Source organism: Halostella litorea (assembly GCF_004785955.1).
Classification (GTDB): Archaea; Halobacteriota; Halobacteria; order Halobacteriales; family Natronoarchaeaceae; genus Halostella; species Halostella litorea.
On sequence record NZ_ML214300.1, the window covers coordinates 539108 to 563193 of the forward strand.

The window sequence follows — 24086 nt, forward strand, 5'->3', positions numbered from 1 at the left end:
CTACGGCGCGGACCCCGCCCGTTCGGTCGTCGTGACGTAGATCCCCGCGAGGACGACCGCGCCGCCGAGCGCCGTCGCCGCCGACGGGATCTCCGCGAGCAGGAGGGCGGCGAGCAGCGTGCTCCCGACCGGTTCGCCGAGCAGGGAGACGCTGACGACGCTCGACTCGACGTGTTCGAGCGCCCAGTTGACGACCGTGTGCCCGAACACGCCCGGACCGACGGCCATGGCCACGAAGAGCAACCACTCCCGGGGTGGGTAGTCCACGAGCGGCGCGTCGCCCGCCGCGACCAGCGCGAACAGCGTCGCGGCGCAGGCGGCGTACACGACGGTGACGTAGGGGAACAGCGCGACCCGCTGGCGGACCGACCGGCCGGCGAGCACGTAGCCCGCGGCGGTCACCGCGCCGAGCACCGCCAGGGCGTTGCCGAAGGTCGCGCGCCCGCCGACCGCGGCCGTCCCGCCGCCGGTCAGCGACATCGCGGCCGCGCCGACCACGGCGACGCCGATGCCGCCGGCGACCCGCCGGGAGACGCGTTCGTTCAGGAGGACGGCCGCGCCCGCGGCGACGAACACGGGCTGGGTCTGGACCAGCGTCACCGAGGCGGCGACGCTGGTGTGGTTCAGGCTCTCGAACCACGACGCGAAGTGGACCGCGAGCGCGACCCCCGCGACGACCGCCGCGACGCCGTCCCGGAGCGATAACCGCCGGAAGTCGGCCGCGTGGCGCGCCGCCGCGACCGGCGCGACGAGCGCCACGGTGAAGAGGACGCGGTAGAACGCCATGACGGCGCTGCTCGCCGCGCTCCAGCGGACGAGGATGGCGCTCGTGCTGACCGCGACCACGGCGACGGCGAGCGCACCCATCGGCGGGACGCGGTCGGCGACCGACTCGCTCATGCCACGAGGGTTCCGTTCGCCCCGCTTACCGGTTGCGGTTCCGGTCAGCGCACGCCGTCGAGCCACGTCCGGACGCTCCCCCACGCGGCGTCGGCCACGCGGTCGGTGTGGCCCCGGACGCCGGCGGCCGGTTCCCCGTTCGGCGTCCCGCCCGAGAACGCCTCCGGGAGCCGCCCTGTCCCGGGCCAGGTCGTGTCGGCACACGCCCGCACGCCCCGGCCGCACTCCGGGCCGGCGTACCGCACGTAGGCGGTCGCCATCGGCGACACGTCGGCGTACGCCGGCCCGTCGTCCCCCTTCTCGTAGGCGACCGTCCCGTCGCGGTGGTCGGCGTCGAACGCGTGGAGGGTCTCGTGGACGACGATGTTCCGGGCGACCGCCGGCCCGTCCCAGTACCGGGCGGCCCCGACGTTGGCCACGGTCGCACCGTCGCCGTCCCCGACGCGCTCGATGCGGTGGCCGTAGCCGTTGCCGTAGTCGCCGGGGGCGTTGACCAGGAACAGGTGGACCGCGTCGCCGCCCCGGGAGTCGACCACCGACTGCCACTCCCGCCGGAGCGTCGCCCGGTCGGCGGGCCAGGCCGTCGGCACGGCGAGCGTCCACGAGAGGCCGTACCCGTCGACGCGGTCGCCCATCCCCTCGACGACGGTCCGGGCGGCGGCCGTCGCGGCGCGAACGTCGCCGCGCTCGCAGTTCTCGTGGACGTGGACGACGAGCGTGAGGTAGTCGACCCCGCTGACCGTCCCGACCCGGGCGGCGTCCGCGTTGCCGAGCGCGGCGCGCCGCTCGGGCGGGGCGGTCCCGTCGCCGGCGTCGCCCCCGGGCATGGTCAGTCCTCCAGCAGCCGTTTCGTCTCCCGGTGGCGGTACCGGAACATCGGCTCGAACCCGACGTACGCCAGCGGGCCGGCCGCCTCGCCCAGCCGTCCGCCGGGGAGTTCGTACTCGACGCGGTCGCGGACGACCGTCTCGTCGCCGTCCGCGAAGAAGCGGTGGGTGTGGACCCAGCGGTCGAACGGGCCGTCCTCCATGGCGTCGCGGAACGTCGCGGTCCCCTCCCCCTCCTCGCGCTCGGTGATGACGGAGGTCCAGCGCTGGCGCGGGCCGACGCCGAACGGCTGCATGGACATCCGGATCCGCGACCCCGCTTCCAGCACGTCCGGGTCGCGCTCGCCGTCCGGCCCCGCGACCGCCTCGATCCGGAGGCCGGCGAAGCCGGGCGTCAGCGCCTCCAGCCCCGACACCCGGGAGTGAAACTCCCACACCTCCGACAGCGGCGCGGCGACCCGCGTTTCCCGACGGTAGACGGACATGTCCCTCATTACGGACGACAGCGGTAAAACAGTCGCGGCGGGACCGGCCGGCCCGGCGGCGCCGGGCGGGCGCGGCTCACTTGATGGTGGTGTGCTCGCTCTCCTCGTTCAGCGCGAGGTTCGCGGCGATCTCGGCGTTCCGCATGGCGAACTCGGCGGTCTGCTGGAGGCTGACCAGCACCTCGCGGACCTCCAGCAGGGCGTCGTTTTCCATCTCGGGGAGGTCGTCGAGGATCTCCTGCTGGCGGTCGCCGATGTCGTGGAACAGCTTCCGGACCTCGATGGTGAGGTCGTAGTCCCGCTTGACCGCCGACTCGACGGCCAGCGCGGTTATCTCGTCGACGTCGTCGGTGAACTCGCGGATGCGTCGCATCGTGCCGCTGTCGATGTCGAGGCTGTGCCCCTCGGTTTCGAGGACGATCTCCGCGATGTCCTCGGCGTTGTCCGCGGTGAGTTCGAGGTTCTTGGCGATCGAGCGGTAGCCGATGAGCGGGAAGCCGTCGCCCAGGCCGACCGCGCGGGCGAGGTTGGGGTTCTGGTAGGCGGTGAAGATCAGCCGCAGGAGGAGCACGAAGATCTTGTTGGCCTGCCGCTCCCGGTTCAGGGCCCGCTGGGCGAGGTCGGGGTTACCGTGGGCCAGCGCCTTGATCGCCTCGCCGCGCATCGTCGAGCCGGTGGATTCGAGCCGTTCGAGCAGGTTGTCGAGGGTGAAGTCCTCAGGGTCGACCGAACAGCGGATCGAGATGCTCTCGGGCGTCTCCTCGATGACGCCAAGCCCCATGAGCTGGGTCTCGGCCTTGTAGACGGCGTTGATGTGGTCGGAGTCGAGCGCGCCGGAGGACTGCTCGACGCGGATGACCCGCCGCCCGAGCACGTACTGCGCGAGGATCGCCCGCTCGACGGCGTCGGCGTCCAGGTCGTCGGCGTGGATGATCGCCTCCGAGTCGCCCGTGCTGACCGACTCCGGCATGACGGTGAGCGTCCCCTTGCCGCCCATCCGGAGCGACACCTCGTCGCCCTTCTCGACGTCGTGTTCCTGCGCCCACTCCGCCGGTAACGTCATCGCCAGCGTGGACGGCCCCAACCGCTGCACTTTACGCGTTTCCATGGCGGTTCAATGGCGAGCGGATACCTTAACGTTGACTATACGCCCATTAACACTTGAGACGATATTATAATGCCAACCCCACTCGTGGGGGCCGAAGGGCGGCTCAGACGACCTGCAACAGCCGCCGCTCGACGCGGCCCACGCGGACCTTCCGCCAGCCCCGCAGCGACTCGTCGACGGCCTCGTCGCCCGTGTCGACCCGGAGGACGCCGACCGTGTCGAGTTTGGCCCGCGACGCGACGACCTCGACCTCGGAGCGCCGGATGACGGCCGGCGATATCTGGTCGTTGCCCCGCCCGAAGACGAACCCCTGGCCGCCGATCGGCGAGACCACGACGACGTTGCGGTCGCCGAGCGCGTCGAGTATCTCCGCCTCGGTGGCGTCCCGGACGAGCACCTCGCCGTCCCGCCACACGTCGACGCCCAGCGGCGACCCGTCGAAGCCGAGCGCCGCCTTGACCGCGCCGACGGTACTGCCGGGGCCGAGCACGTACGTCGTGCCCGGCTCCGCGTCCGCGGCGACGCCCTCGGCGAGCCCCTCGACGCTGCCGCCGCCGAGCTGCTTGCTCGACTGCACCGCGTCGGCGACCGGCACCGGCCTGACGGCTTTCAGCTCCGTCTCGACCTCGCCGCCGCGGTAGGCGTCCTCGTCGATGTCGTTTATCTCGCGGTCGGCCGCGGCCTCGAACGTCGCGGCGATCCGGCCGGCGTCCCGCGGCGAGACGCCGAACACCGAGGAGTACACCTTCACGCCGGCCGGGATCCCCAGCATCGGTACGTCGCTGCCGCGCTCGTCCAGGGCCGCGGCCACGTCGACCGCGGTACCGTCGCCGCCGGCGAACAGCACGAGGTCGACGCCCCGGTCGACGAACTCCCGGACCGCCTCGCGGGTGTCCGCGGCGGTCGTCTCGTCGCCGGGCCGGGTGACGACTTCGGGGTCGAACCCCGCGGCCGCGGCTTCGTCCGCGCCCATCCGTCCGCCGGCGGCGAGCAGTGCCACCTCGTCGGCCCGGTCGGCGAGGGCGTCGAGCGCCTCGCGGGCGCGGTCCGGCGCGCGCGGCTCCGCGCCGCGCTCGCGGGCCTCCGCGACCTTCCCGTCGGTCCCCTTCAGCCCGACGCGACCGCCCATACCGGCGACCGGGTTGACGACGACCCCGATGCGTCGCATGGACGGTGGTTCGGCCGCGGCGACAAAAGCGGTCCGACCGCGGCCGGTTCGTCAAGAGTTAAGAGCGCGGCCCCGGAACGCCCGGGTATGACGACGATCCTCGCCGAGACCGTGCTGCCGATGGACGCCGTCGGCTACGGCGTGCTGGGAGTCAGCCTGCTCATCACCGTCGCCTGGCTCACGTACCTGTACCGCTAGTTCTCGACCGGTTCGACCCGCTCCCGGATCCAGTCGGCCGCGGCGGCCACCTCCTCGGGGTCGCCGCCGCTTATCTTCACCCGCACGTAGTCGCCCGGATAGCAGCCGACGGTCACGTCGAACCGCGACCGGAGGTCGTCGACCCGCGAGAGCAGGGCGCTTTCCGGCTCGTCGGCCTCGACGACCGTCACGTGCTTTTCGGCCCCCTGGAACTCGTCGGCGACGCGCTCGAACATCGCCTCCATCTCTGCGGGGACGCCCGGCAGGACGTAGACGGAGTCGACGACACAGCCCGGGGCGACGCCCACCTCGTTGTGGAGCACGCGGGCACCCCGCGGGAGGTCCGCGGTCCCCTCGGTGAGGTCGTCGCGGGTGTAGCCGCCGTGCTCGGCGAGCCACTCCAGGGCGGCCTCGTGTTCGACCACGTCCCGGCCGAGGGCGGCCGCGACCGCCTCCATCGTCACGTCGTCGTGGGTCGGGCCGAGCCCGCCGGTGACGAGGACGGCGTCGTACTCCGCGCGGTACTCGTTGACGACCCGGGCGATGTCCGCCTCCCGGTCCGGGACGACGGTCACCCGCTCGACCGTCACCCCGCGGCCGTCCAGTCGGTCGCAGAGCCAGGTCGCGTTCGTGTTGGTCGTGTCGCCCGACAGGAGTTCGTCGCCGACAGTGACCACCGCGGCGTTCATGGCCGTCGATTGCGCCCGCGGGAGTAAAAGTTCGCGGGCTACCGCATCCCCGGCGGCGGCTCGTCGTCGAACTCGTCGTCGTCCGTCTCCACGTCCAGCCCCATCTCCTCGCGGCGGCGCTCCAGTTCGCGGATCTGCCGGAGGTAGTAGATCAGGCCGGCGACCATGACGACCCCGAGCACGGCGACGATGCCGCCGAAGATGTAGATGTCGCGGTCGAGGTAGTACCGGACGAACACGTTGCCCTCGGGGTCGTCCCACCGCAGGTGAACGCGGCCGTCGACGACTTCCTTCTCGGGGTTACCCGGGCTGACGTGGCTAAAGAGGAAGTTCCCGGTCCGGTGGTTCGGCGGGAGGATCACCTCGTGGGACCCCTCGACGAGCACCGGCGACCCGAACTCCTTGGGCCGGGTGTCGGCGGTGTAGGCGACCGTCCCGTTCTCGGCCGGGAGGTCGATCACCGTCTCGCCGCCCTGCTTCTCGACGTCGAGGGCCGAACCGTTGACGAACGTCCCGTTCGCGTACCGGAACTTGACCGCGCGGACGTTCACCGGCTCGTTGCCGGCAAAGCCCTGCTGGTACACCGACAGCCGCGAGCGGTTGGCGGTGTCGTACACCGCCTGATACTCCGCGCCCTCGATCGTTATCGTCACGGTGGCGTCGGTCTCCCAGTCGTAGTCGGCGTTCTCGTCTAGCTCCTCGTCGGTGATGTCGTCGGCGAACGGTCCGACGCTACAGCCGGCCGTGACCGCAAGCAGGCCGACCAGCGCCGCGCCGACGAGGAGTCGCCTGTTCATGGGACGACACAGCGGAGTTCGGCGGGGAGGTGCTCCCCGATGCTCGCGAGCAGCCCCGGCGGGTCCGTCCCCTCGCCGCAGACGATCGACTGTTCGAGCAGACCCAGCCGCTCAACCGTGACGATGTCCCGGGCGTGGCCGGCGCGGTTGACCGTCGCCCGCACCTCGGCGCGGGTCGCGCTGTTGACGTTGACGCGGCCGTCGCCGCGGGTCCACTCGTAGAGACGGTCGCGCTCCTCGTCGGCGAGGCGGTGTGCCTCGCCGTCCCCCTCGCCGCCGTACACGAAGCGCAGCGGGAGGTGCTGGACCAGCCCGAACCGCTCGCGGATCTGCTCGGGCGAGCCCTGACCGAGGCCGAGTTCGTCCGCCGGGATCCGGACCGACTCGCCGGCGTCGAGGACGAACCCGTCCTCGTCCCACCGCTCCAGCGTGCCCACGTACGTCTCGCCGGCCTCGAACTCGCCGGTGATCTCCCCCCACTCCTCGCGCAGCAGGTTCCGCGCGACGACGGCGTCCTCGCCGGAGACGGTGACCGACGGGAAGTCGTCGTGGCGGACGCCGACCTCGTAGCTCACGTCCAGGTCGCCCAGGGCGTTGTCGACCAGCGACCGCAGCGAGTCGACCGCGCGCTCCCGGGCGTCGCCCGCCACGTACAGCTTGGTTGCGAGGACGACCATTATGCCTCGACGTTCAGTTCGTCGCGGAGCGCCGCGATGCGGTCCTCCATCGAGTCGACGAGCCGGGTGTTCTCCATCGCCTCCAGCGGCGAGCCGCACTCGGGACACTCGAAGCCGAAGTCCATCGCCTCGCCGAACTCGAAGCGGATGGAGTCGACCTCACAGAGGTAGAACTCGTGGTTGCGCTCGTACTCCTCGCGGTTCTCCAGGGCCTCCAGCAGCCGGTGCATCTCCTCCTCTAAGTTCTCCGGGATGTTCTCGTACTGGAACGTCCAGAGGTAGGTGAGCCACCCGGAGTCCTCGTCGCGCAGGCGGCGGTACGTCGCCAGGTCGTTCTCGTAGAGGATAAACAGCGCCCGGCGCACGTCGTTGAGTTCGAGGTCCAGCTCTTCGGCCAGTTCCTCGTCGGTCACCTCGCCGTCCGGCGGGGCGGCGGCGACCGGCATCCCCTTCGGTCCGACCAGCTCGTGAAGGTACTTCTGAATGACGGGGTCCTCGAGCAGGTCCTCAAAAGCCATTGGTAATAACGGCGTCCGTCAGGCGTTTAAAACCTCCGAATCACTCACTCCGTTCGTGATTCGTGGCTCGCAGTCCCGAGGGACTGCTCACCTCCGGAACTTCACTTCGTGCCGTTCAACAGCCGTACCACGACTCGAACCCCTCCTCCGTCAGCGTGATCCCGACGTCTTTCCCCTCGCAGTCCAGGTCGTCGTCGGGCGCATAGGCCCACGTCGCCGCCGTGCCGTCCGGCGTGAACGCCCGCACCGTCGCCGGCGTGGCGTCGACGCCCGCGGACTGGTCGAGGTGGTCCGGTTCAAGGCTGTAGACGCGGCTGAACAGGGCGGCTCCGTCGTCGTCCTCCACCCGGACGCCGATCCGCGTGGGGTCGGCCGTCCTGTTCTCGACGAGTATCTCGACGGTGTCGCCCTCGCCCTCCCGCTCGGAGCCGCCGGGGAGGTCGACCGCGGCACAGCCGGCAAGCGACCCGGCGGTCGCCACGCCGACGGTCGCGAGAAACCGCCGGCGGGAGCGGCCGGGCATGCCGCCGGAGTCGGAGTTCCGGTTCGGGGACATGGTCGCATGTTCGCCCGGAGCGCCGTCAGCGTTTCCCCCGTTCCGCCGGCGTCCGTCGCGACACGCGTGGCTCCGCCCTCACTCGTCGTCGGCCGACTCGACCCGCTTGCCCGTCGCCATCGGCACCACGCGCTGGTCGGCGTCGGCCCACTCGCGGTCGAGTTCGCGGCCCTCGAACAGCCGGTCCAGGAAGACGGCCAGCCCGGCGACCTCCGAGTGGGGCTGGTTGGTGACGCCGACGTTCCAGTCGGCGGCCTCGTACACGTCGAAGGGGACCTTCTCCGCGCCGACGACGACGAGCACCGGGTCGGTCCCGTGGGCTTCGCGTATCTCTTCTTCCACGTCCTGGACGCGCTCGCCGTACATGGTCAGGTGGACGACGACGCCGGGCCAGTCCCGGATCGTCGCCTTTGGCGAGTCGGTGAGTTCGGCCGAGAAGGGGCCGCCGAACCGCCCGGTGATGTCCTCGATCGTCTCCTTGGCCTGCGTGGACGAGGTCAGGAGCACGCGGTCCGCTCCGAGCGCGCGGGCGGTCAGTCCGACATGAGTCGTCATCCGCCCGTCGCGACCGGGCCGGTGGCCGAGCCGCAGCACGGCGACCTCGGGTTCCCCCTGCATGGGGGAACGGTCGCGTGGGAGCGGTTAGGGGGTTTCGCTTCCGCCGCGGGTTACTCCTCCTCGTCGCGCGCGTCGACGACGAGCACGGGGATCGTCGCCGTACGGACGACCCGTTCGGTGACGCTGCCGAGCAGCATCCGGCTGATGCCAGAGCGACCGTGGGAGCCCATCACCGCCAGGTCGATGTCGTTGTCCGCGATGTACGCGACGATCTCGTCGTGGGGGCTGCCGACCGCGACGTGTTCGACCGCCTCCAGCCCCGCGTCGGCCGCCTGTCGGGCGACCTCGGCAGTCGCCTCCTCGGCCTTCTGCTGTACCTCCGGCATCTCGGATAGCTTCCCCTGGCGCAGGCGCTCGACCTGCTCGGTGCCGAGGCTGTAGTTGGTCGCCTGCAGGTCGACGACGTACAGCGCGTGTACGGTCGCCCCGTACCGCTCGGCGATGTCGACGCCGTGCCGTATCGACCTGCGAGCCGGTTCGCTTCCGTCCGTCGGGATCAGGATGTTGTCGTACATTGTGAATCAGTCGTCCGCCGGGGCGTCGCCCTCGACGATGTCCTCGGCCGAGTCCATCTGCTGCATGGGCTCGGGGCTGTGACACTGCCGGACGAGGCGCTTGATGTCCTCGGGCGGTTCCTCGGTCGCCATCGAGACGGCGATGGTGACGGCGAACACGACCGGGACGGCGATGAGCGCCGAGCCGATCGCCGGGACCCACTGGGCCAGCGTCGGCGAGATGGTCCCGTCGATCGAGCCGACGTACGTCGGCAGCACCTCGTTTATCATCGGCACGGTCCAGATGACGAGGCCGGTCGTCATCCCGGCGAGCGCGCCCTGACGGTTCGTGTTCTCCCACCAGAGCCCGAGGAAGAACATCGGGAACAGCACCGCGCCCGCGAGCGAGAACGCGTAGGACACCAGCGCGGCGATGGGGGCCGCCGGGTCCAGCGCGGCCAGCGTCGTGATGACGCCGAGCGCGACGATGGCGGCCCGGCCGACGAACACCTGCTGGCGCTGGGTCGCGTCCTCGTTGATGATGTTGGCGTAGATGTCGTGGGAGATCGCCGACGACCCGGCGATGAACAGGCCGGCGGTCGTCGCGATCGCCGCGGCGATGCCGCCGGCGGCGACGAAGCCGACGAACCAGGTCGGCAGTTGCGCCAGTTGCGCCGCCAACACGACGATCGTGTCCGCTTCGGCCGGGCCCATCCCGACGCCGCCGTAGAGGTCGACGCCGAACGCCGCGAACGCCGGCGCGCTCAGGTACAGGAGGCAGATGAAAAACAGCCCCCAGACCGTCGACCAGCGGGCGGTCCGCTCGCTCTCGACCGTGTAGAACCGCACCAGGACGTGTGGTAACCCGCAGGTCCCGACGACCAGCGAGAACGCCGTCGCGATCCACAGGTAGTAGCTCTCGTTGGTGAACGGGTCGCTGAACTCGCTGCTAAGCTGGCTGAACAGCGCGCCGTACTCGATCTGCGGCAGCACCGTCGAATAGCCCTGCGAGAGGCCGACGGCGTACAGGCCGGCCAGGAACGCCACGATGAGGATGACGTACTGGACGGCCATGTTCTTGGTCGCGCCCAGCATTCCGGAGAGCGTGAGATACCCGACCGTTATCGCCATCATGAACACGACCATCGACTGGTAGCCCGAGAGCCCCGGCAGGCCGATGTCGCCGAAGATGTACAGCCCGACCAGCCCCATCCCGCGGGCCTGGCCGATGGCGTAGACGAAGCCGATGAGGAACGTCGTGACCGCGCCGATGGCCCGCGCGCCGTCGGAGTTGAACCGGTCGCCGACGAAGTCCGGCGCGGTGTACTTCCCGAACCGGCGCATCTGCGCGGCCATGAAGATGAGCAGGATGAAGTAGCCCGTCGACCAGCCGACGATGAACGCCAGCCCGTAGAAGCCCGAGAGGACCATGATCCCGGCCATCCCGAGGTACGACGCCGCCGACATCCAGTTCGCGCCGATCGCCATCCCGTTCTCGACGTTGCCGATGGACCGACCGGCGACCCACATCCCCTCGGCGTCGGCCACCTTGAACAGGTAGCCGATGACGAGGAAGAGAAGCAGCATCGCCGAGACGAGGATCGCCGGAAGGAGCTTGAACGAGACTTCGAGCCCCTCCGGGAGCAGTTGGAGCGGGAGCGCGGTCATTCCTCGACACCCCCGTCAGCGGCGGGCGTCCCCTCGTCGGCGTCGGGGGTCACCGACCCGTGCTCGACGCCGTACTTCTCGTCTAGCTTGTCCCGCCGCCGGGCGTACCAGAACGAGAGCGCCAGGGCCCCGCCGGGCGCGCCGATGGAGACGAGGAAGTAGTGGAGCGGGAAGCCGATCCCGGGGATGGTCTGTGTCATGACGTCCGGCGCGAGCGCCGTCGCCGTCACCGGGCCGAAGACGACCACGGCCCAGATCGCAAAGCCCGTCCAGACCACGCGGAGGTGGTCGCGCATGAACGGGGTGCTCGGCTTGAGCAGGTTCACCTCCCTGTCGAGGTAGTCGGTTTCGCGGTGGCTCTGTGCGGCTCCGGTGACGGTCCCGCCGTCCGGTTCGACCCGCGTGTCGTCCGGGCCGGTCGCCTCGTCGTGGTGATCGTGCCTGTCGTTGTCTGCCATATTCTCGTGCGTGTCGTTGTCTGCCATGGTTGTGATCTCGTGATGGTGGCTCCCTGCGGTGGCGTTCGAAAAACGGTGCTCGCTCAGTCGTCCCCGACCTTCGCCTGGATGTCGTTGACCACGTCGGGGTTCCGGAGGGTCGACGTGTCGCCCAGTTCGTCGTCGTTGGCGATGTCCTCCAGCAGGCGGCGCATGATCTTGCCCGACCGCGTCTTCGGCAGTTCCGGCGTGAAGATGACCTGTTCCGGACGCGCGATCGGGCCGATGGCGTCCTCGATGCCCTCGACGATCCGGCCGCGGAGCTCCTCGCCCTCCTCGTAGCCGTCCTCGGTGATGACGTAGGCGTAGACGGCCTCGCCTTTCACCTCGTGGTCGCCGCCGACGACGGCGGCCTCGGCGACGCCCTCGACGCCGACGATGGCGCTCTCTATCTCCATCGTACCGAGGCGGTGGCCCGAGACGTTCAGCACGTCGTCGACCCGGCCGAGCACGGTGATGTAGCCGTCGTCGTCGATCTTCGCGCCGTCCTCGGGGAAGTAGATCCACTCGCCGGCGTCCTCGTCGGAGTACTCCGACCAGTACTCGTTGACGAACCGCTCGTCGTTGTCGTACAGCGTCCGGAGCATGCCGGGCCAGGGTTTCTGGACGGTGAGGTGGCCGGCCTGGCCGGGGTCGACCTCCTCCTTGTTCGGGTGGATGACCTTCGCGTCGATCCCGGGGAGCGGCGGCCCGGCCGACCCGGGCTTCATCGTGTTGATCCCCGGGAGCGTGGTGACCATCATGCCGCCGGTCTCGGTCTGCCACCACGTGTCGACGATCGGGCAGTCCTCGCCCCCGATGTGCTTGTAGTACCACTTCCAGGCGCGGGGGTTGATCGGCTCGCCGACGGTGCCGAGCAGGCGCAGGCTCGACAGGTCGTGTTCCGCGGGGTACTGCTCGCCCCACTTCATGAACGCCCGGATGGCGGTCGGTGCCGTGTAGAAGATGTCGACGCCGTACTCCTCGACGATCTCCCACATGCGGTCCTTCTCGGGGTAGTCGGGCGTCCCCTCGTACATCACGGACGTCGTGCCGAGCGCGAGCGGCCCGTACACGATGTAGGAGTGGCCCGTGATCCAGCCGATGTCGGCCGAGCACCAGTACGTGTCGTCGGCCTCGATGTCGAGGACCGCCTGGCTCGTCCAGCTGACGTAGGAGAGGTAGCCGCCGGTGGTGTGTTTCACCCCCTTGGGCTCGCCCGTCGTCCCGGAGGTGTACATGAGAAACAGCATGTCCTCCGCGTCGCGGGTGACGGGGTCGACGGAGGCCCCCTCCTGTGCGGCGACCAGTTCGTCGTAGTCGTGCTGGTCGTCGCCCAGGTCGTGGTCCAGGTCGTCGCCGAGGCGGTCGACGACGACCGTCTCGACGGCCTGCTCGACGTCGCCGAGGCCCTCGTCGGCCTTGTCCTTGTGGTCCAGGGCGTCGCCGCGGCGGTAGTAGCCGTCGCAGGTGACCAGGTACTCCGAGTCGGCGCTGTTCATCCGCGTGGCGAGGGCGTCGGCCGAGAAGCCGGCGAACACGACGCTGTGGGGCGCGCCGATCCGGGCACACGCCAGCATCGCCACCGGCAACTCCGGGATCATCGGCATGTACAGCGTCACCACGTCGTCCTCCTCGACGCCAAGCTCCCGCAGGGCGGCCGCGAACTCCTCGACCTCACGGAGGAGTTCGGCGTACGTGTACGTCCGCGTCTCGCCGAGTTCGCCGACCCACTCGATAGCGACGTCGTCGCCCCGGCCGTCGTCGACGTGCCGGTCGAGGCAGTTCGCCGAGGCGTTCAGCTCCCCGCCGGTGAACCACTCGTAGAACGGCTCGTCCGAGTCGTCGAGCACTTCGTCGTACTCCGACTCCCAGTCGAGCAGGTCCGCGGCCCGCTCCCAGCACTCCGGCCAGTTCTCCTCGAACTCGTCGTATATCCCCTCGTCTGCCACGTTCGCCTGCTCGACGAACGACTCGGGCGGCTCGAACGCCTCCTGTTCGGCCAGTCGGGCTTCGAGCTGTACGTCCTCCGGTGAGTCGCTGTCTCCCATGATACGTTGTTTTCCACTCCAACCGCCACAATAAATCCCACATCTAAATGTACAAACCGGAGCCGGCCCGGTCGCCGTCGCCGCCGGCGGCGGGACCCCGCCGCCAGCGGGTCATTGCTGCCCGTCGCCGTCGTCGAACACCGCCCCGAGGAGTTCGCGCTGGCCCTTCCGGAGGTGGTTGTGGAGCGTCGGGGAGGAGACGCCCATCGCGTCGGCTATCTCCTCGGCGGTGCTCTCGCGGGGCCAGTCGAAGTAGCCGCCGGCGTAGGCCGCGTGCAGCGCCGACTCCTGGCGGTCGGTGAGCCGGTCGGCGACCCCGCGGCGGAACTCGTCGACGGTGCGGGCCGACCGCTCGGTCTCGCGTTTCCCGATGACCGCCGCGCTCGGGAAGGCGTCCGCCAGCGCGTCGACGACCGACCGGAGGTCGGCGTCGCGCGGCAGTTCGGCGGTGAGGCGGGTGCCCTCGCCGGTGACGTCGACGTCGCTGACGGTCGCGCCCGCCCGGGTCAGCGCGACCGCCGGCGTCGTCCCCGAGACGACGAACTCCAGCAGGGCGTCGTCCGCGCGGGCCTCGACGAGGCGGAACGACTCGACGGCGTCGGCCGCCTCCGCGCGCTCGAACGCCGCCGACGGCGACGCGCCGGACAGCGAGAGGTAGTAGACGAGCGTCGCGTCGTCGCCCGAGACCAGCGACTCCAGCGAGAGCGTACAGCCGCAGTCGGCCGCGACCCGGTTGAAAAACGAGCGGTCGCCGTCGACGCGGATCGCCAGTTCGACCACCGCGTCCGAGAGGAGGAGCTTCCGCCGCCGGAGCGCCGTGACCGCGTGGGCGACGCGCCGGCCGAGTGCCCGCAACTGGGCGCGCTCGTCCGCCTCGAACGCGTCCGGCCGGTCCGAGAGGACGCAGACGACGCCGTGGGTCGTCTCCCGGGTCGCGAGCGGGACGACCGCGAGCGACGCCCCGCCGCAGGCCCGGAACGCGTCGCCGTCGGGGCCGGACAGCGGCGGGTCGGCGGCCCGCCTGACGACCGGCTCGCCGGTCTCGGTCGCTCGGTCGACGGCGTCGGTCGCGGCGACGGCGGTCGCCATCCGCGCCGCGGCGTCCTCGGCGACGCCCGCGACGGCCCGCGGATCGCCCCCGTCGGCCGCGATTCCCCCGGCAGTCGTCCACGCGCCGACGTACGGCCCGCCGGCGAGCCCGGCGCAGGTCGCCCGCTCGACGCCGCGGCGGTCGTCGGCCGCCAGCGCGTCCTCGCCGGCGACGCGGGCGGCGGTCGCGACCTCGCGGTGGTACCGGAGCCGGGCCAGTTCGCCGGTCCCGCCGCCCGCGTCGCCGACGAGGCGGGACAGCGCGGCGACGAGGGCGTCCTCGTCGGGCGCGTCGAGGTACGGCTCCAGCGCCTCGAAGCTCCCCCAGCCGCAGGCGGCCTTCACGACCCGCGGGTTGGCGTCGGCCTCGACGAGCAGCCGGCGGGTGAAGTACCGGCGCAGGTCGCCGACGGCGAGGTCGGCGTAGCGGTCGTCGCCGGTCCGCTCGGCCGCCCGGTCCGTGGCCTCCGCGACGATCATGCGGACGCGCCGCGGGCTCACGTCCACCAGCGGCTCGTCGTCCGCGACCCCCTCGCTCCGGGCGTACCGGCGGATCTCGCGGGCCAGTTCGGGGGTCGCGACCGTCTCGCGGGCCACGCCGCCGTCCCCGTCGCCGACGGCGAGCAGGTGGCGGGCGGGGTCCTCGCGGACCTGCCGGAGGTCGGCGGGGCGGACCCGCGGCATCTCGGCGGCCCGGAGGCCAGCCTCGGCGGCCAACCGGACCAGCAACACCTCGCGGTAGCTCCCCGTCGCGCCGCGCAGCCGGTCGTACGCGGCCGCGTCGAACCACTCCGCCCGGTCGGCCGTCGCCCCGCTCGCGCTCATCGTTTCCCCAATTCGACGAGAGCGAAATCAAGCTTTCGGGAGATTTTGGGGGCATCCGGAGGCTTGTCGCATCAGTCGCCACTTCTTCCGAAATATTTCCGCGACCCGTTTCCGGTTCCCAACGGGAGGGAAATCACTCGTCCCGGACCGCGGCCTGGATCTCGCCGACGACCTCGGGGTTGCGGAGCGCGCTGGTGTTCCCTAAGTCGTCCCCGCTCGCGACCGCGGTTAGCAGGCGGCGCATGATCTTGCCCGACCGCGTCTTCGGCAGGTCCGGCGCGAAGACGACCCGCTCCGGCCGGGCGAAGGGGGCGATCGTCTCGCCGACCGTCTCGACGATCCGCTCGCGGAGTTCCTCGCTCGCGTCGTAGCCGTTCTCCGTGCTGACGTACGCGAACACGGCGGTGTCGGGGCCGTCGTCCGCCCCGACGACGGCGGCCTCGGCGACGCCCTCGACGCCGACGATGGCGCTCTCTATCTCCATCGTGCCGAGGCGGCGGCCCGAGACGTTCAACACGTCGTCGATCCGGCCGAGCACCGTGACGTAGCCGTCCCCGTCGACCGTCGCGCCGTCGCCGGCGACGTAGCGGTAGCCGCCGTCGTCGTCCCGCCGCCAGCACTCCTCGACGAAGCGGTCGTCGTCCCCGTACAGCGTCCGGAGCATGCCGGGCCAGGGCTTGGCGACCGTCAGGTAGCCGGCCCCGCCGGCGTCGACCGGGTCGCCGGCGGCGTCGACCACCTCCGCGTCGATCCCCGGCAGGGGCGGTCCCGCGCTCCCCGGCTTCATCGCGTCGACGCCCGGCAGCGTCGAGATCATCATCCCGCCGGTCTCGGTCTGCCACCACGTGTCGACGACCGGGCACTCCCCCCCGCCGACGTGCTCGTAGTACCACTGCCAGGCGCGGGGATTGATCGGTTCTCCGACGGTGCCCAACAGGCGGAGACTGGAGAGGTCGTGGCGCTCGGGGTACTCCTCGCCCCACTTCATGAACGCCCGGATCGCGGTCGGCGCGGTGTAGAACACGTCGACGGCGTTCGTGTCGACGATCTCCCAGACGCGGTCGCGGTCGGGGTAGTCCGGCGTCCCCTCGTACATCGTCGTCGTCGCGCCCAGCGCCAGCGGGCCGTAGACGACGTACGTGTGGCCAGTGATCCAGCCGATGTCGGCCGAGCACCAGTGGGTGTCCTCCGGTTCGAGGTCCAGCACGGCGTGGCTGGTCCAGGCGGCCTGCGCGAGGTAGCCGCCGGTCGCGTGCGTCACGCCCTTCGGCTCGCCGGTCGTCCCGGAGGTGTACATCAGGAACAGCATGTCCTCGGCGTCCCGCGGGACCGGGTCGACGCGCTCGCCGGCGTGGTCGTCGAGCAGGTCGCCGTAGTCGCGCTGGTGGGACGGGAGGTGGTGGCCCATCTCGTCGCCGAGGCGGTCGACGACGACCGTCTCGCGCACGTCGTGGTTCACGTCGAGCAGGGCGTTGTCCGCCTTGCTCTTCAGGTTGAACGCGGTGCCCCGCCGGTAGTAGCCGTCGCAGGTGACCAGGTACTCCGAGTCGGCCCGCGCCAGCCGCGTGGCGAGGGCGTCGGCCGAGAAGCCGGCGAACACGACGCTGTGGGGCGCGCCGATCCGGGCACACGCCAGCATCGCCACCGGCAACTCCGGGATCATCGGCATGTACAGCGTCACCACGTCGTCCTCGCCGACGCCCAGGTCGCGCAGCGCGGCCGCGAACTCGTTGACCTCGCGGTGGAGGTCCTGATAGGTGTACGTCCGCGTCTCGTCGCGCTTGCCGACCCACTTGATCGCCGCGCGGTTCTTCCCGCCCGCCTCAACGTGGCGGTCGACGCAGTTGTACGCGGCGTTCAGTTTCCCGCCGGTGAACCACTCGTAGAACGGTTCGTCGGAGTCGTCGAGCACGGCATCGTACGCCGACTCCCAGTCGAGCAGGTCCGCGGCCCGCTCCCAGCACTCCGGCCAGTTCGACGCGAACGCCTCGTGTATCGACGGGTCGCTGACGTTCGCCTGCCGGACGAACGACTCCGGCGGGTCGATCGCCTCGGTCTCGCCGAGCGCCCGTTCGACGTCTACCCCCGGGCCGTCGCTCATTTCACGGCGTAGCTGTGGACTGAAAGCGGCATAAGCGTTCCCACTGTCCACACCCGGGGGCGGTGACCGCAACCTACTTGCCCCGGAACGTCGGACCGGTACGCATGGACCTGTCCGGAAAGCGAGTGCTCGTCACCGGCGGCGCAGGCCTCGTCGGGTCGCACATGGCCGCCCGCCTCGACGCCGACAACGACGTCCTCGTCGCGGACGACCTCTCGAACGGCTACCGCGACTGGGTGCCCGACGGCGCCGAGTTCGCCGGGGTGGACCTGACCGACCCGGACGCGGTGGCCGAGGTCGTCACCCCCGACCTCGACGTCGTCTTCCACTTCGCCGCCTCGAAGGAGGTCGACACCGACCGCCCCCGCGCGCAGTTCGACGCGAACAACGCGATGACGTACAACCTGCTCGAACGGATGGATTCGGTCGGCGTCGACCGGATAGCGTTCACTTCCTCCTCGACGGTGTACGGCGAGGCCCCGCGCCCGACGCCCGAGGACTACGCGCCGCTCGAACCCATCAGCATCTACGGCGCGAGCAAACTCGCCGAGGAGGGCCTGCTGTCGACGTACGCCCACGCCCACGGCTTCACCGTCTGGACGTTCCGGTTCGCGAACATCCCCGGCCCGGCGTTCGACGGCTCCGTCATCCCCGACTTCGTGGAGAAGATGGACGAGAACCCCGAGACGATGACGATCCTCGGGAACGGCCGCCAGGAGAAGTCGTACCTCCACGTCGAGGAGTGCGTCGACGCCATCCGCCACGTCGTCGCCAACACGGACGACGCCCTCAACGTGTACAACCTCGGCACGCGGACCACGACGTCGGTCAACCGCATCGCCGACATCGTCGCCGAGGAGATGGGCGTCGACCCCGACTACGAGTACACCGGCGGCGACCGCGGCTGGACCGGCGACGTGCCGAAGATGCGCCTCTCGGTCGAGAAACTCGCCGCGACCGGCTGGGGGCCGCCCTTCTCCAGCGACGAGTCCGTCCGCAAGGCGGCCCGGCAACTGGTCGACCGGCTGGACTGATCCGGGACCGCCCGAGCTATCGCAAGGTTCTTTCTGCGGCCGCGGGAGCCGGCGGTATGGACCTCCCCGACGAGTGGACCGCCGGCACCGTCTCCGCCAACGGTATCGACATCCGGTACTACCGGGCGGGATCCGGCGATCCGGTCGTGCTGGCACACGGGATGTACGCCGACGGCCGGTGCTGGGCGCGGCTGGGGTCGGATCTGGCCGACGAGTACGAGGTGGTCGCGTACGACGCCCGCGGCCACGGCCGCTCGGACGCCCCGGAGACGGGATACGACATAGACACCCGCGTCGCCGACCTCGTCGGGCTGGTCGCCGAACTCGGGCTGGACGACCCCGTCCTCGGCGGGCACTCGATGGGCGCGGCGACGGTCGCCTGGGCGGCCGCCGAGCACCCGTCGCTGCCCCGCGGCGTCTTCCTCGAAGACCCGTCGCGGTTCCGGGGGACCCCGGAGACGAGCGTGGAAGCCGCACGGGAAGCGGGCCGCGAACGCCTCCGTGAGTCGAAGTCCCGCTCGGTCGAGGAACGGGTCGAACGCCACTACGAGGAAGCCGGCCGCGACGACCACGACGAGGCGCAGGTCCGTCGCCTCGCCGTCGCGACCGACGACTGCAGCCCGCACGTCGTGAAGATCGCACAGGAGCATCCGCCGGTGGAGCGGGCGTTCGACGACGTCGCGTGTCGCACGCTGGTGTTGCGACGCGACGTCGGCGTCGACGACCGGGTGGAGGACCTGCGGGCGGCGGAGCGGCTCGCGGACGGCCGGCTCGTACACGTCCCCGACGCCGGACACCACGTCTTCCTCGACGAGTACGACGCCGCCGCGGCGGAGCTCCGGACGTTCCTCCGCCGCCTGTAGGCGGCCGGGCGGCCCCGTCAGTCCGGGAGCGGCGGCCACGTCGTCGCCACGGTTTCCTGTACGAGTCGCGTCTGCGCGCGGCGGAGCCGCTCGGAGGCCGACGACGCGGAGATGTCGAGCTCCGCGGCAACCTCCGCCAGGGTGGCCCGGCGCGGGACCTCGAAGTGGCCGAGTTCGTACGCGGTCCGGAGCGCCTCGCGCTGGCGGTCGGTCAGCCCGTCGCCTGGCGGTTCGGGCTCGCCGTCGTGCGTGAGGCGGTGCAGCCGGAAGCCGGCGTTGCGCCGCCAGAACGAGGCGAACGCGTCGAAGGCGTCGCGGTCGGCGAACCAGCCCGTCTGCCGCCAGCCGTCCGGCTCGACGTCGATCCGCTCGACGATGGCGTCGGCCGTGGCGAGGGCTTCGAGGCCGGCCAGGTCGTCGATGTGGTCGCCGAGCTGTTCCTCGAAGCTCAGCGCGGGGACCGCCTGATACCGGCGGGTGTCGCCGGCGCGCCCGACGAGGGTCCACCGGTCGACGTCGTAGGCGTCGTCGAGGGCCCGCTCGGTCGCCGACCGGGAGCCGCCGGTCGCGGTCACGAGAAACAGCGGCCGCCTGCCGTGGTTGTACTGCAGTTCGAGCGCGAGCGACGCGTCGGGAACCGCCGACGCCACCCCCGCCAGGGGGAGCGCCTCGCAGCGGATCCCGAACTCGGCGACGAGCCCCATACCACACCGTTCCGGGCGGCACCAATGGACGTGTCGAATCGCGGTGACGGCCCCGCGGCCCCCGAGCGGACCGGCCGTCCGGTGGCCGCCCCTACTTAAAACGCCGGACGGCTGAGAGAACGGCTTAGCCGGGGCGGGGTCGAACGACGGGAGGCATGCAGCGGACACAGTCCACGAACGGGATCGAGGTAGCGTACGAACGACGCGGCGACGGCCACCCGCTGGTCCTGCTCCACGGCGGGATGGCCCCCCGGGAGTACTGGAACCCGGTCGTCCCGGCGTTCGAGGGATACGGCGCGGTCGTCCCGCAGCGCCCGGGCTTTGGCACCTGTCTCGACGACCCCGCGGAGACGAGCGCGGCCGAGGTGCTGGAGCGCGAGGCCGAGTACGCCCGCGCGCTCGTCGAGGCCGTCGACGGCGACCCGGTTCTGCTCGGGCACTCCTACGGCGCGCTCACCGCGGTCGAGGCCGCGACGGACGCGGCGGTCGAGGCGGTCGTCGCCTACGAACCGGCGGTGCTCCCCGAGGGGTACCGGGCGGAGGCCGACCTCGCCGACCGGATGGCGTCGCTGATCGACCGGGGCGAGCGACGCGAGGCGGTGAAACGCTACGTCGAGCAGGTGCTCCACCCCGACGGTGTCGACGACCTCGACGCGTGGCTCGCGGAGTGGCCGGTCTGGCCGGACTGCGTGGACCTCGCCGAGGAGGTCGTCCGCATGAACCGCGCCGTCGAGCGGTACGAACTCCCCGACCGCCTCCACGTCGACGCCCCCGCGCTCGTCCTGACCGGGACGGACGGCCCGGAGTTCCTCCGGGAGAGCGCACGCGACGTCCACGCGGCGCTACCCCACAGCCGCCTCGTCGAGTTCGACGGCGTCAGCCACACCGGCCCGGCCGAAGCGCCGGACCGCGTCGCCGCGGAAGTCGCGGCGTTCGTGAACGCCCAGTAAGTCGGGGACGTCGCCCCCGGCGCGCGGTCGCCGGCCCACCTACACCGAGAACGCCGCCCGCGCCTCGCAGTCGGACTCCCGCGCTTCGAGCGTCGCCACGGCGTCGTACTCGCCGGACTCGGGGTCGTCCCACGACGCCTCGTACGTCGCGGACTCGCCGGGGGGTATCGTCTCGGAGCCGAGCGCCTGCGCGAACATGCGGCCCTCGCTGAACCGCCAGACCTCCCGGTCGCCGTCGTGCACGGCGAAGTCCGCCTCCAGCGCGTCGGGGAAGCGGAGGTCGACCGGTTCAGCCCCGTCGTTTTCGACCGTGAAGACGAACGTGACGCCGTCGTCGGCGGCGACGTCGAGCGACCCATGAAGCGCCATGGGCCGGGCTACCGAACGGGCGACCAAAGCCTTTCCGTCGGGGGCGGTCCGGCAAGCAGTACGCCTTTATCCGGGGGTCGCCTACCGCGGGGCGTGCAGATCGTCGGGTACGACACGGGGTCGCCGGCGTCCGGGGAGGGCGACGGCCGGAACCCCGCGCTGTTGCTCGCCGCGGACGGGCGCGTCGACCGCGTCGCGCTGACGCCGGGGACCGAACTCGCCTACAGCCTCGGCGAGCGGCGCTGTGCGGGCGCGGTCGACGGGGACACCCACTACGACTGCGGGAACGAGGCCGCCCCGTACTGCGACCAGCACGCGAGCACGTGGGTGTGTGCGCGGTGTACCGGCACCTGCCTCAAGGACGAGATGGACTGCTACGAGGAGCACGCGGTGTACCTCGCGGCGTTCGCCCCGGCGACGTTCAAGGTCGGCGTCACCCGGTCGTGGCGGCTGGAGACCCGCCTGCGCGAGCAGGGGGCCGACCGCGCCGCCCACCTCCACACCGTCTCGAACGGCCGGATCGCCCGGGAACTGGAGGCCGAGATAGCGACGGACCAGACCGACCGCGTCCGGGTCCCCGAGAAGGTCGCCGGCCTCGGCCGCGGGGTCGACGAGGACGCCTGGGCGGCCGTACTGGCGGAGTTCGACGTGCTCGACCGCTGGCGGTTCGACTACGGCCTCGGCCTCGACGCCCGCCCGGTCCCCGAGACGCTGGCGACGGGGACGGTGGTTGGGGTGAAGGGCCGCGTGCTGGTCCTGGAGAACGCCGGGACGACCTACGCCGTCGACCTGCGGGACCTGGTCGGCTACGCGGTCGAGGCGGAGTCGGCGTCGCGCTCGCTGCAGTCGAACCTCGGCGCGTTCACCTGACGTCCACCGCCCCACAGTCGCGGTACGTCGCTCCGGCGACCGTTTACCGAACCCTTTTCGGGCCGGCGACGAAAGCCGGTGGTATGTCGGACGACGACTCCACCGACGGCGAGGAACCGGCCGCCGAGGACAACGGCGAGGACGAGGAGAAGTCCTTCCGCGAGCGCGTCGAGGAGATCCGCGAGAAGCGCGCCGAGGAGGGCGAGGGGGACGGCGAGTCCCGCGAGGAGCGCATGGAGGAGATGATGGGCGGCGGTCCCGGCGGCCCCGGCGGCATGGGTGGGGGCGGCGGCAACCCGTTCGCACAGATGATGAGCGGCATGATGGGCGGCGGTCCCGGCGCCGGCCCCGGCGGCCCCGGCGCGGGACCGGGCGGCCAGTCGGAGGGCGGCAACGAGGAACTCGTCCGCGAGGTCCGACAGCTCCGCGACGAGGTCCGCGACGCCACCCGACAGCTCCAGCGCATCGCGGACGCGCTCGAGGACTGATACGGGTCGCTCTCGCCGATTACCGGTGAGAGCAACCACCGCGAGCGGGTCGGCCCCGTTTCCTGTTCCGGAATCCGACACTATCTTTATCCCTGCGGGGTTACTACCCCACCCACGATGTCGCTGACAGCCGTGCTCGTCGCGAAACTGATCCACGACCTCCCGCGCCGGCACCAGCGGGCGGCGCTCGCGCTCGCGCCGCTCTCGGTGCTCGGTTACGCGAGCGTCTCGCCGGCGTACGAGGCGGCTCCGTGGGTCGGCGTACTCCTGCTCGTGGCGGCGACGCTGTTCGCGACCGGCGTCGTCGTCGCGGTGATGACCGGCATCGGGCAGGCGCTCGACTCCTACGAGACGCTGCCGTAGAGGTCGGCCAGTCGCTCGACGGTTCTGCCGACGCTTATCTCGTCCCGACGCTCCAGACAGTTCTCCGCGAGGTCGTCGCCGTCGGCGAGCACGTCCTCGATCCGCGCCCGGAACGCATCGACGTCCTCGCTCGGGAAGTGATACCCCGTCACCCCGTCCTCGACCGTCTCGGAGAGCGCGCCGCTGTCGACGCCGACGACGGGCGTCCCGCAGGCGTTGGCCTCCAGCGCGACCAGCCCCTGCGTCTCGACCGGGCTCGGGAACGCGAACACGTCGAGCGCCGAGTAGAACGCCGGCATCTCCTCGCGGTCGAGGAAGCCGAGGAAGCGCACGTCCGCGTCGCTGTCGGCCGCCTGCGCCCGCAGGTCCTCGCGGGCGGGGCCGTCGCCGCCGAGGACGACCGTCGCGTCGAGGCCCTCGGCCGCGTCTATCAGGTCGGTGAGGCGCTTCTCGTAGCCGTGCCGGCCGGTGTAGCCGACCAGCCGCTCGCCGACGAGGTCGTGGCGTTCGCGGAACGCCGTCGCGTCAGTCGGCCGGAAGTGCTCGGTGTCGATCCCGTTCGAGACCACCTCGACGCGGGTCTCGATGCCGAGTTCGGCCCGGAGGTACTGGCGGACGGGTTCGGTCGGGACGACGACCCGGTCGGCGCGGTTGAAAAACCACCGCTCGTACCCCTCGACGAACCCCCGGAGGCCGCTCGCGATGCCCTCGGTCGGCGCGAGGTAGTCCGTGTACTCGCCGCCGGGGGTGTGGTAGGAGGCGACCAGCGGCGCGTCGGCGCGGCGGGCGAGCCGCATCGCGCCCAGTCCGAGGGCGTAGGGGGTGTGGGCGTGGACCACGTCGACGCTCTCGACGGCGTCGGGGATCTTCGGCGCGCCGAGGCGATACCCCTGATACCAGGGGAACGCGACGCTCCTGACCGGGTGCTCGTGTGGACCCGGCGAGTGGCCGTCCGACCGGGGGTACACCACGTCCATCCGGCCGCCGTCGCGGTTCCAGCGGTCCCGCCAGGTGTCTATCGTGTAGGTCACGCCGTTTACCGTCGGCAGATAGGTGTCGGTAAAGGCGGCGACCTGATGATTCATTACCGAGCCTTTCGTGGGGGAGTGGTTAAAAATCCCGTCATCTATCGATCACCTCGTTCCGGCGATCCGGCGGGCGACGGTCCGGGTCGTGCGGGCGTCCAGGATCCCGGAGAGG

The 24086-nt window shown here is 71.2% G+C and carries 26 protein-coding genes; 6 read left to right on the forward strand and 20 right to left on the reverse strand.

What is annotated here, in order from left to right; genetic code table 11:
• From EYW40_RS02760 to acs (EYW40_RS02840), 17 genes are all read right to left on the reverse strand, one after another.
• The gene (locus tag EYW40_RS02760; RefSeq protein ID WP_135820090.1) at window positions 1-900 is read right to left on the reverse strand and encodes a DMT family transporter; all 900 of its coding nucleotides are present in this window, start codon (window positions 898-900) and stop codon (window positions 1-3) included.
• Window positions 901-944: 44 nt separating this feature from the next.
• Window positions 945-1727: a hypothetical protein gene (locus tag EYW40_RS02765; RefSeq protein WP_135820091.1), complete on the reverse strand. Its 783-nt coding sequence runs from the start codon at window positions 1725-1727 to the stop codon at window positions 945-947.
• A gap of 2 nt (window positions 1728-1729) precedes the next feature.
• Window positions 1730-2212, reverse strand: coding sequence for an SRPBCC family protein (locus tag EYW40_RS02770; RefSeq protein WP_135820092.1), 483 nt, complete (start codon window positions 2210-2212; stop codon window positions 1730-1732).
• 76 nt (window positions 2213-2288) lie between these two features.
• A complete protein-coding gene (locus EYW40_RS02775) occupies window positions 2289-3320 on the reverse strand; it encodes a phosphate signaling complex PhoU family protein (RefSeq protein ID WP_135820093.1) in 1032 nt (343 codons plus the stop codon).
• A gap of 103 nt (window positions 3321-3423) precedes the next feature.
• Entirely contained in the window at window positions 3424-4488 is a 1065-nt protein-coding gene (locus EYW40_RS02780; protein ID WP_135820094.1) for an ATP-NAD kinase family protein, read from the reverse strand.
• 194 nt (window positions 4489-4682) lie between these two features.
• Window positions 4683-5375, reverse strand: a complete 693-nt coding sequence (locus EYW40_RS02785) for a competence/damage-inducible protein A (RefSeq protein WP_135820095.1) — start codon at window positions 5373-5375, stop codon at window positions 4683-4685.
• A gap of 38 nt (window positions 5376-5413) precedes the next feature.
• Complete coding sequence (locus EYW40_RS02790) at window positions 5414-6172, reverse strand: DUF5803 family protein (protein ID WP_135820096.1); 759 nt, start codon at window positions 6170-6172, stop codon at window positions 5414-5416.
• On the reverse strand, window positions 6169-6849 hold the full coding sequence (locus EYW40_RS02795; RefSeq protein ID WP_135820097.1) for a DUF2110 family protein: 681 nt from the start codon (window positions 6847-6849) through the stop codon (window positions 6169-6171). The genes EYW40_RS02790 and EYW40_RS02795 overlap by 4 nt, the downstream gene beginning before the upstream one ends.
• Complete coding sequence (locus EYW40_RS02800) at window positions 6849-7367, reverse strand: transcription factor (RefSeq protein ID WP_135820098.1); 519 nt, start codon at window positions 7365-7367, stop codon at window positions 6849-6851. Before EYW40_RS02800 ends, EYW40_RS02795 begins: the two co-directional genes overlap by 1 nt.
• A 115-nt stretch (window positions 7368-7482) precedes the next feature.
• Window positions 7483-7923, reverse strand: coding sequence for a hypothetical protein (locus tag EYW40_RS02805; RefSeq protein ID WP_135820099.1), 441 nt, complete (start codon window positions 7921-7923; stop codon window positions 7483-7485).
• Between the two features lie 78 nt (window positions 7924-8001).
• On the reverse strand, window positions 8002-8541 hold the full coding sequence (locus EYW40_RS02810; RefSeq protein WP_135820100.1) for a tRNA (cytidine(56)-2'-O)-methyltransferase: 540 nt from the start codon (window positions 8539-8541) through the stop codon (window positions 8002-8004).
• Between the two features lie 50 nt (window positions 8542-8591).
• Entirely contained in the window at window positions 8592-9056 is a 465-nt protein-coding gene (locus EYW40_RS02815; protein ID WP_135820101.1) for a universal stress protein, read from the reverse strand.
• A 6-nt stretch (window positions 9057-9062) separates the two neighbouring features.
• The gene (locus EYW40_RS02820) at window positions 9063-10703 is read right to left on the reverse strand and encodes a sodium:solute symporter family transporter (protein ID WP_135820102.1); all 1641 of its coding nucleotides are present in this window, start codon (window positions 10701-10703) and stop codon (window positions 9063-9065) included.
• On the reverse strand, window positions 10700-11161 hold the full coding sequence (locus tag EYW40_RS02825; RefSeq protein WP_135820614.1) for a DUF4212 domain-containing protein: 462 nt from the start codon (window positions 11159-11161) through the stop codon (window positions 10700-10702). Before EYW40_RS02825 ends, EYW40_RS02820 begins: the two co-directional genes overlap by 4 nt.
• An 83-nt stretch (window positions 11162-11244) precedes the next feature.
• Complete coding sequence (gene acs, locus EYW40_RS02830) at window positions 11245-13230, reverse strand: acetate--CoA ligase (RefSeq protein WP_135820103.1); 1986 nt, start codon at window positions 13228-13230, stop codon at window positions 11245-11247.
• A gap of 111 nt (window positions 13231-13341) precedes the next feature.
• Window positions 13342-15144 carry a bacterio-opsin activator domain-containing protein gene (locus EYW40_RS02835; protein WP_135820104.1) on the reverse strand — a complete coding sequence of 601 codons (1803 nt, stop codon included), beginning with the start codon at window positions 15142-15144 and terminating at the stop codon, window positions 13342-13344.
• A gap of 133 nt (window positions 15145-15277) precedes the next feature.
• Entirely contained in the window at window positions 15278-17245 is a 1968-nt protein-coding gene (gene acs, locus EYW40_RS02840) for an acetate--CoA ligase (RefSeq protein WP_135820105.1), read from the reverse strand.
• A gap of 104 nt (window positions 17246-17349) precedes the next feature.
• Between acs (EYW40_RS02840) and EYW40_RS02845 the strand changes: the two genes are divergently transcribed.
• Window positions 17350-18279 carry an NAD-dependent epimerase/dehydratase family protein gene (locus tag EYW40_RS02845; RefSeq protein ID WP_135820106.1) on the forward strand — a complete coding sequence of 310 codons (930 nt, stop codon included), beginning with the start codon at window positions 17350-17352 and terminating at the stop codon, window positions 18277-18279.
• A 56-nt stretch (window positions 18280-18335) separates the two neighbouring features.
• Window positions 18336-19142, forward strand: a complete 807-nt coding sequence (locus tag EYW40_RS02850; RefSeq protein ID WP_135820107.1) for an alpha/beta fold hydrolase — start codon at window positions 18336-18338, stop codon at window positions 19140-19142.
• Between the two features lie 17 nt (window positions 19143-19159).
• On the opposite strand, the gene EYW40_RS02855 is transcribed toward EYW40_RS02850, so the two are convergent.
• Window positions 19160-19846, reverse strand: a complete 687-nt coding sequence (locus EYW40_RS02855) for a helix-turn-helix domain-containing protein (RefSeq protein ID WP_135820108.1) — start codon at window positions 19844-19846, stop codon at window positions 19160-19162.
• 155 nt (window positions 19847-20001) lie between these two features.
• On the opposite strand from EYW40_RS02855, the gene EYW40_RS02860 reads away from it, so the two are divergent.
• Window positions 20002-20796 carry an alpha/beta fold hydrolase gene (locus EYW40_RS02860; RefSeq protein WP_135820109.1) on the forward strand — a complete coding sequence of 265 codons (795 nt, stop codon included), beginning with the start codon at window positions 20002-20004 and terminating at the stop codon, window positions 20794-20796.
• 39 nt (window positions 20797-20835) lie between these two features.
• Here the strand turns inward: EYW40_RS02860 and EYW40_RS02865 are convergent, their stop codons facing one another.
• Entirely contained in the window at window positions 20836-21165 is a 330-nt protein-coding gene (locus EYW40_RS02865) for a BsuPI-related putative proteinase inhibitor (RefSeq protein WP_135820110.1), read from the reverse strand.
• A 93-nt stretch (window positions 21166-21258) separates the two neighbouring features.
• Here EYW40_RS02865 and EYW40_RS02870 point away from each other — a divergent pair, with 93 nt between their 5' ends.
• From EYW40_RS02870 to EYW40_RS02880, 3 genes are all read left to right on the forward strand, one after another.
• Window positions 21259-22035 (forward strand): DUF2797 domain-containing protein, encoded by a 777-nt coding sequence (locus EYW40_RS02870; protein WP_237560554.1) that lies wholly within the window; start codon window positions 21259-21261, stop codon window positions 22033-22035.
• 83 nt (window positions 22036-22118) lie between these two features.
• The gene (locus tag EYW40_RS02875) at window positions 22119-22523 is read left to right on the forward strand and encodes a hypothetical protein (RefSeq protein ID WP_135820112.1); all 405 of its coding nucleotides are present in this window, start codon (window positions 22119-22121) and stop codon (window positions 22521-22523) included.
• 117 nt (window positions 22524-22640) lie between these two features.
• Complete coding sequence (locus EYW40_RS02880) at window positions 22641-22886, forward strand: hypothetical protein (RefSeq protein WP_135820113.1); 246 nt, start codon at window positions 22641-22643, stop codon at window positions 22884-22886.
• Here the strand turns inward: EYW40_RS02880 and EYW40_RS02885 are convergent.
• Window positions 22868-23971: a glycosyltransferase gene (locus EYW40_RS02885; RefSeq protein ID WP_135820114.1), complete on the reverse strand. Its 1104-nt coding sequence runs from the start codon at window positions 23969-23971 to the stop codon at window positions 22868-22870. The two genes, EYW40_RS02880 and EYW40_RS02885, sit on opposite strands and share 19 nt — an antisense overlap.
• Between the last annotated feature and the right edge of the window lie 115 nt (window positions 23972-24086).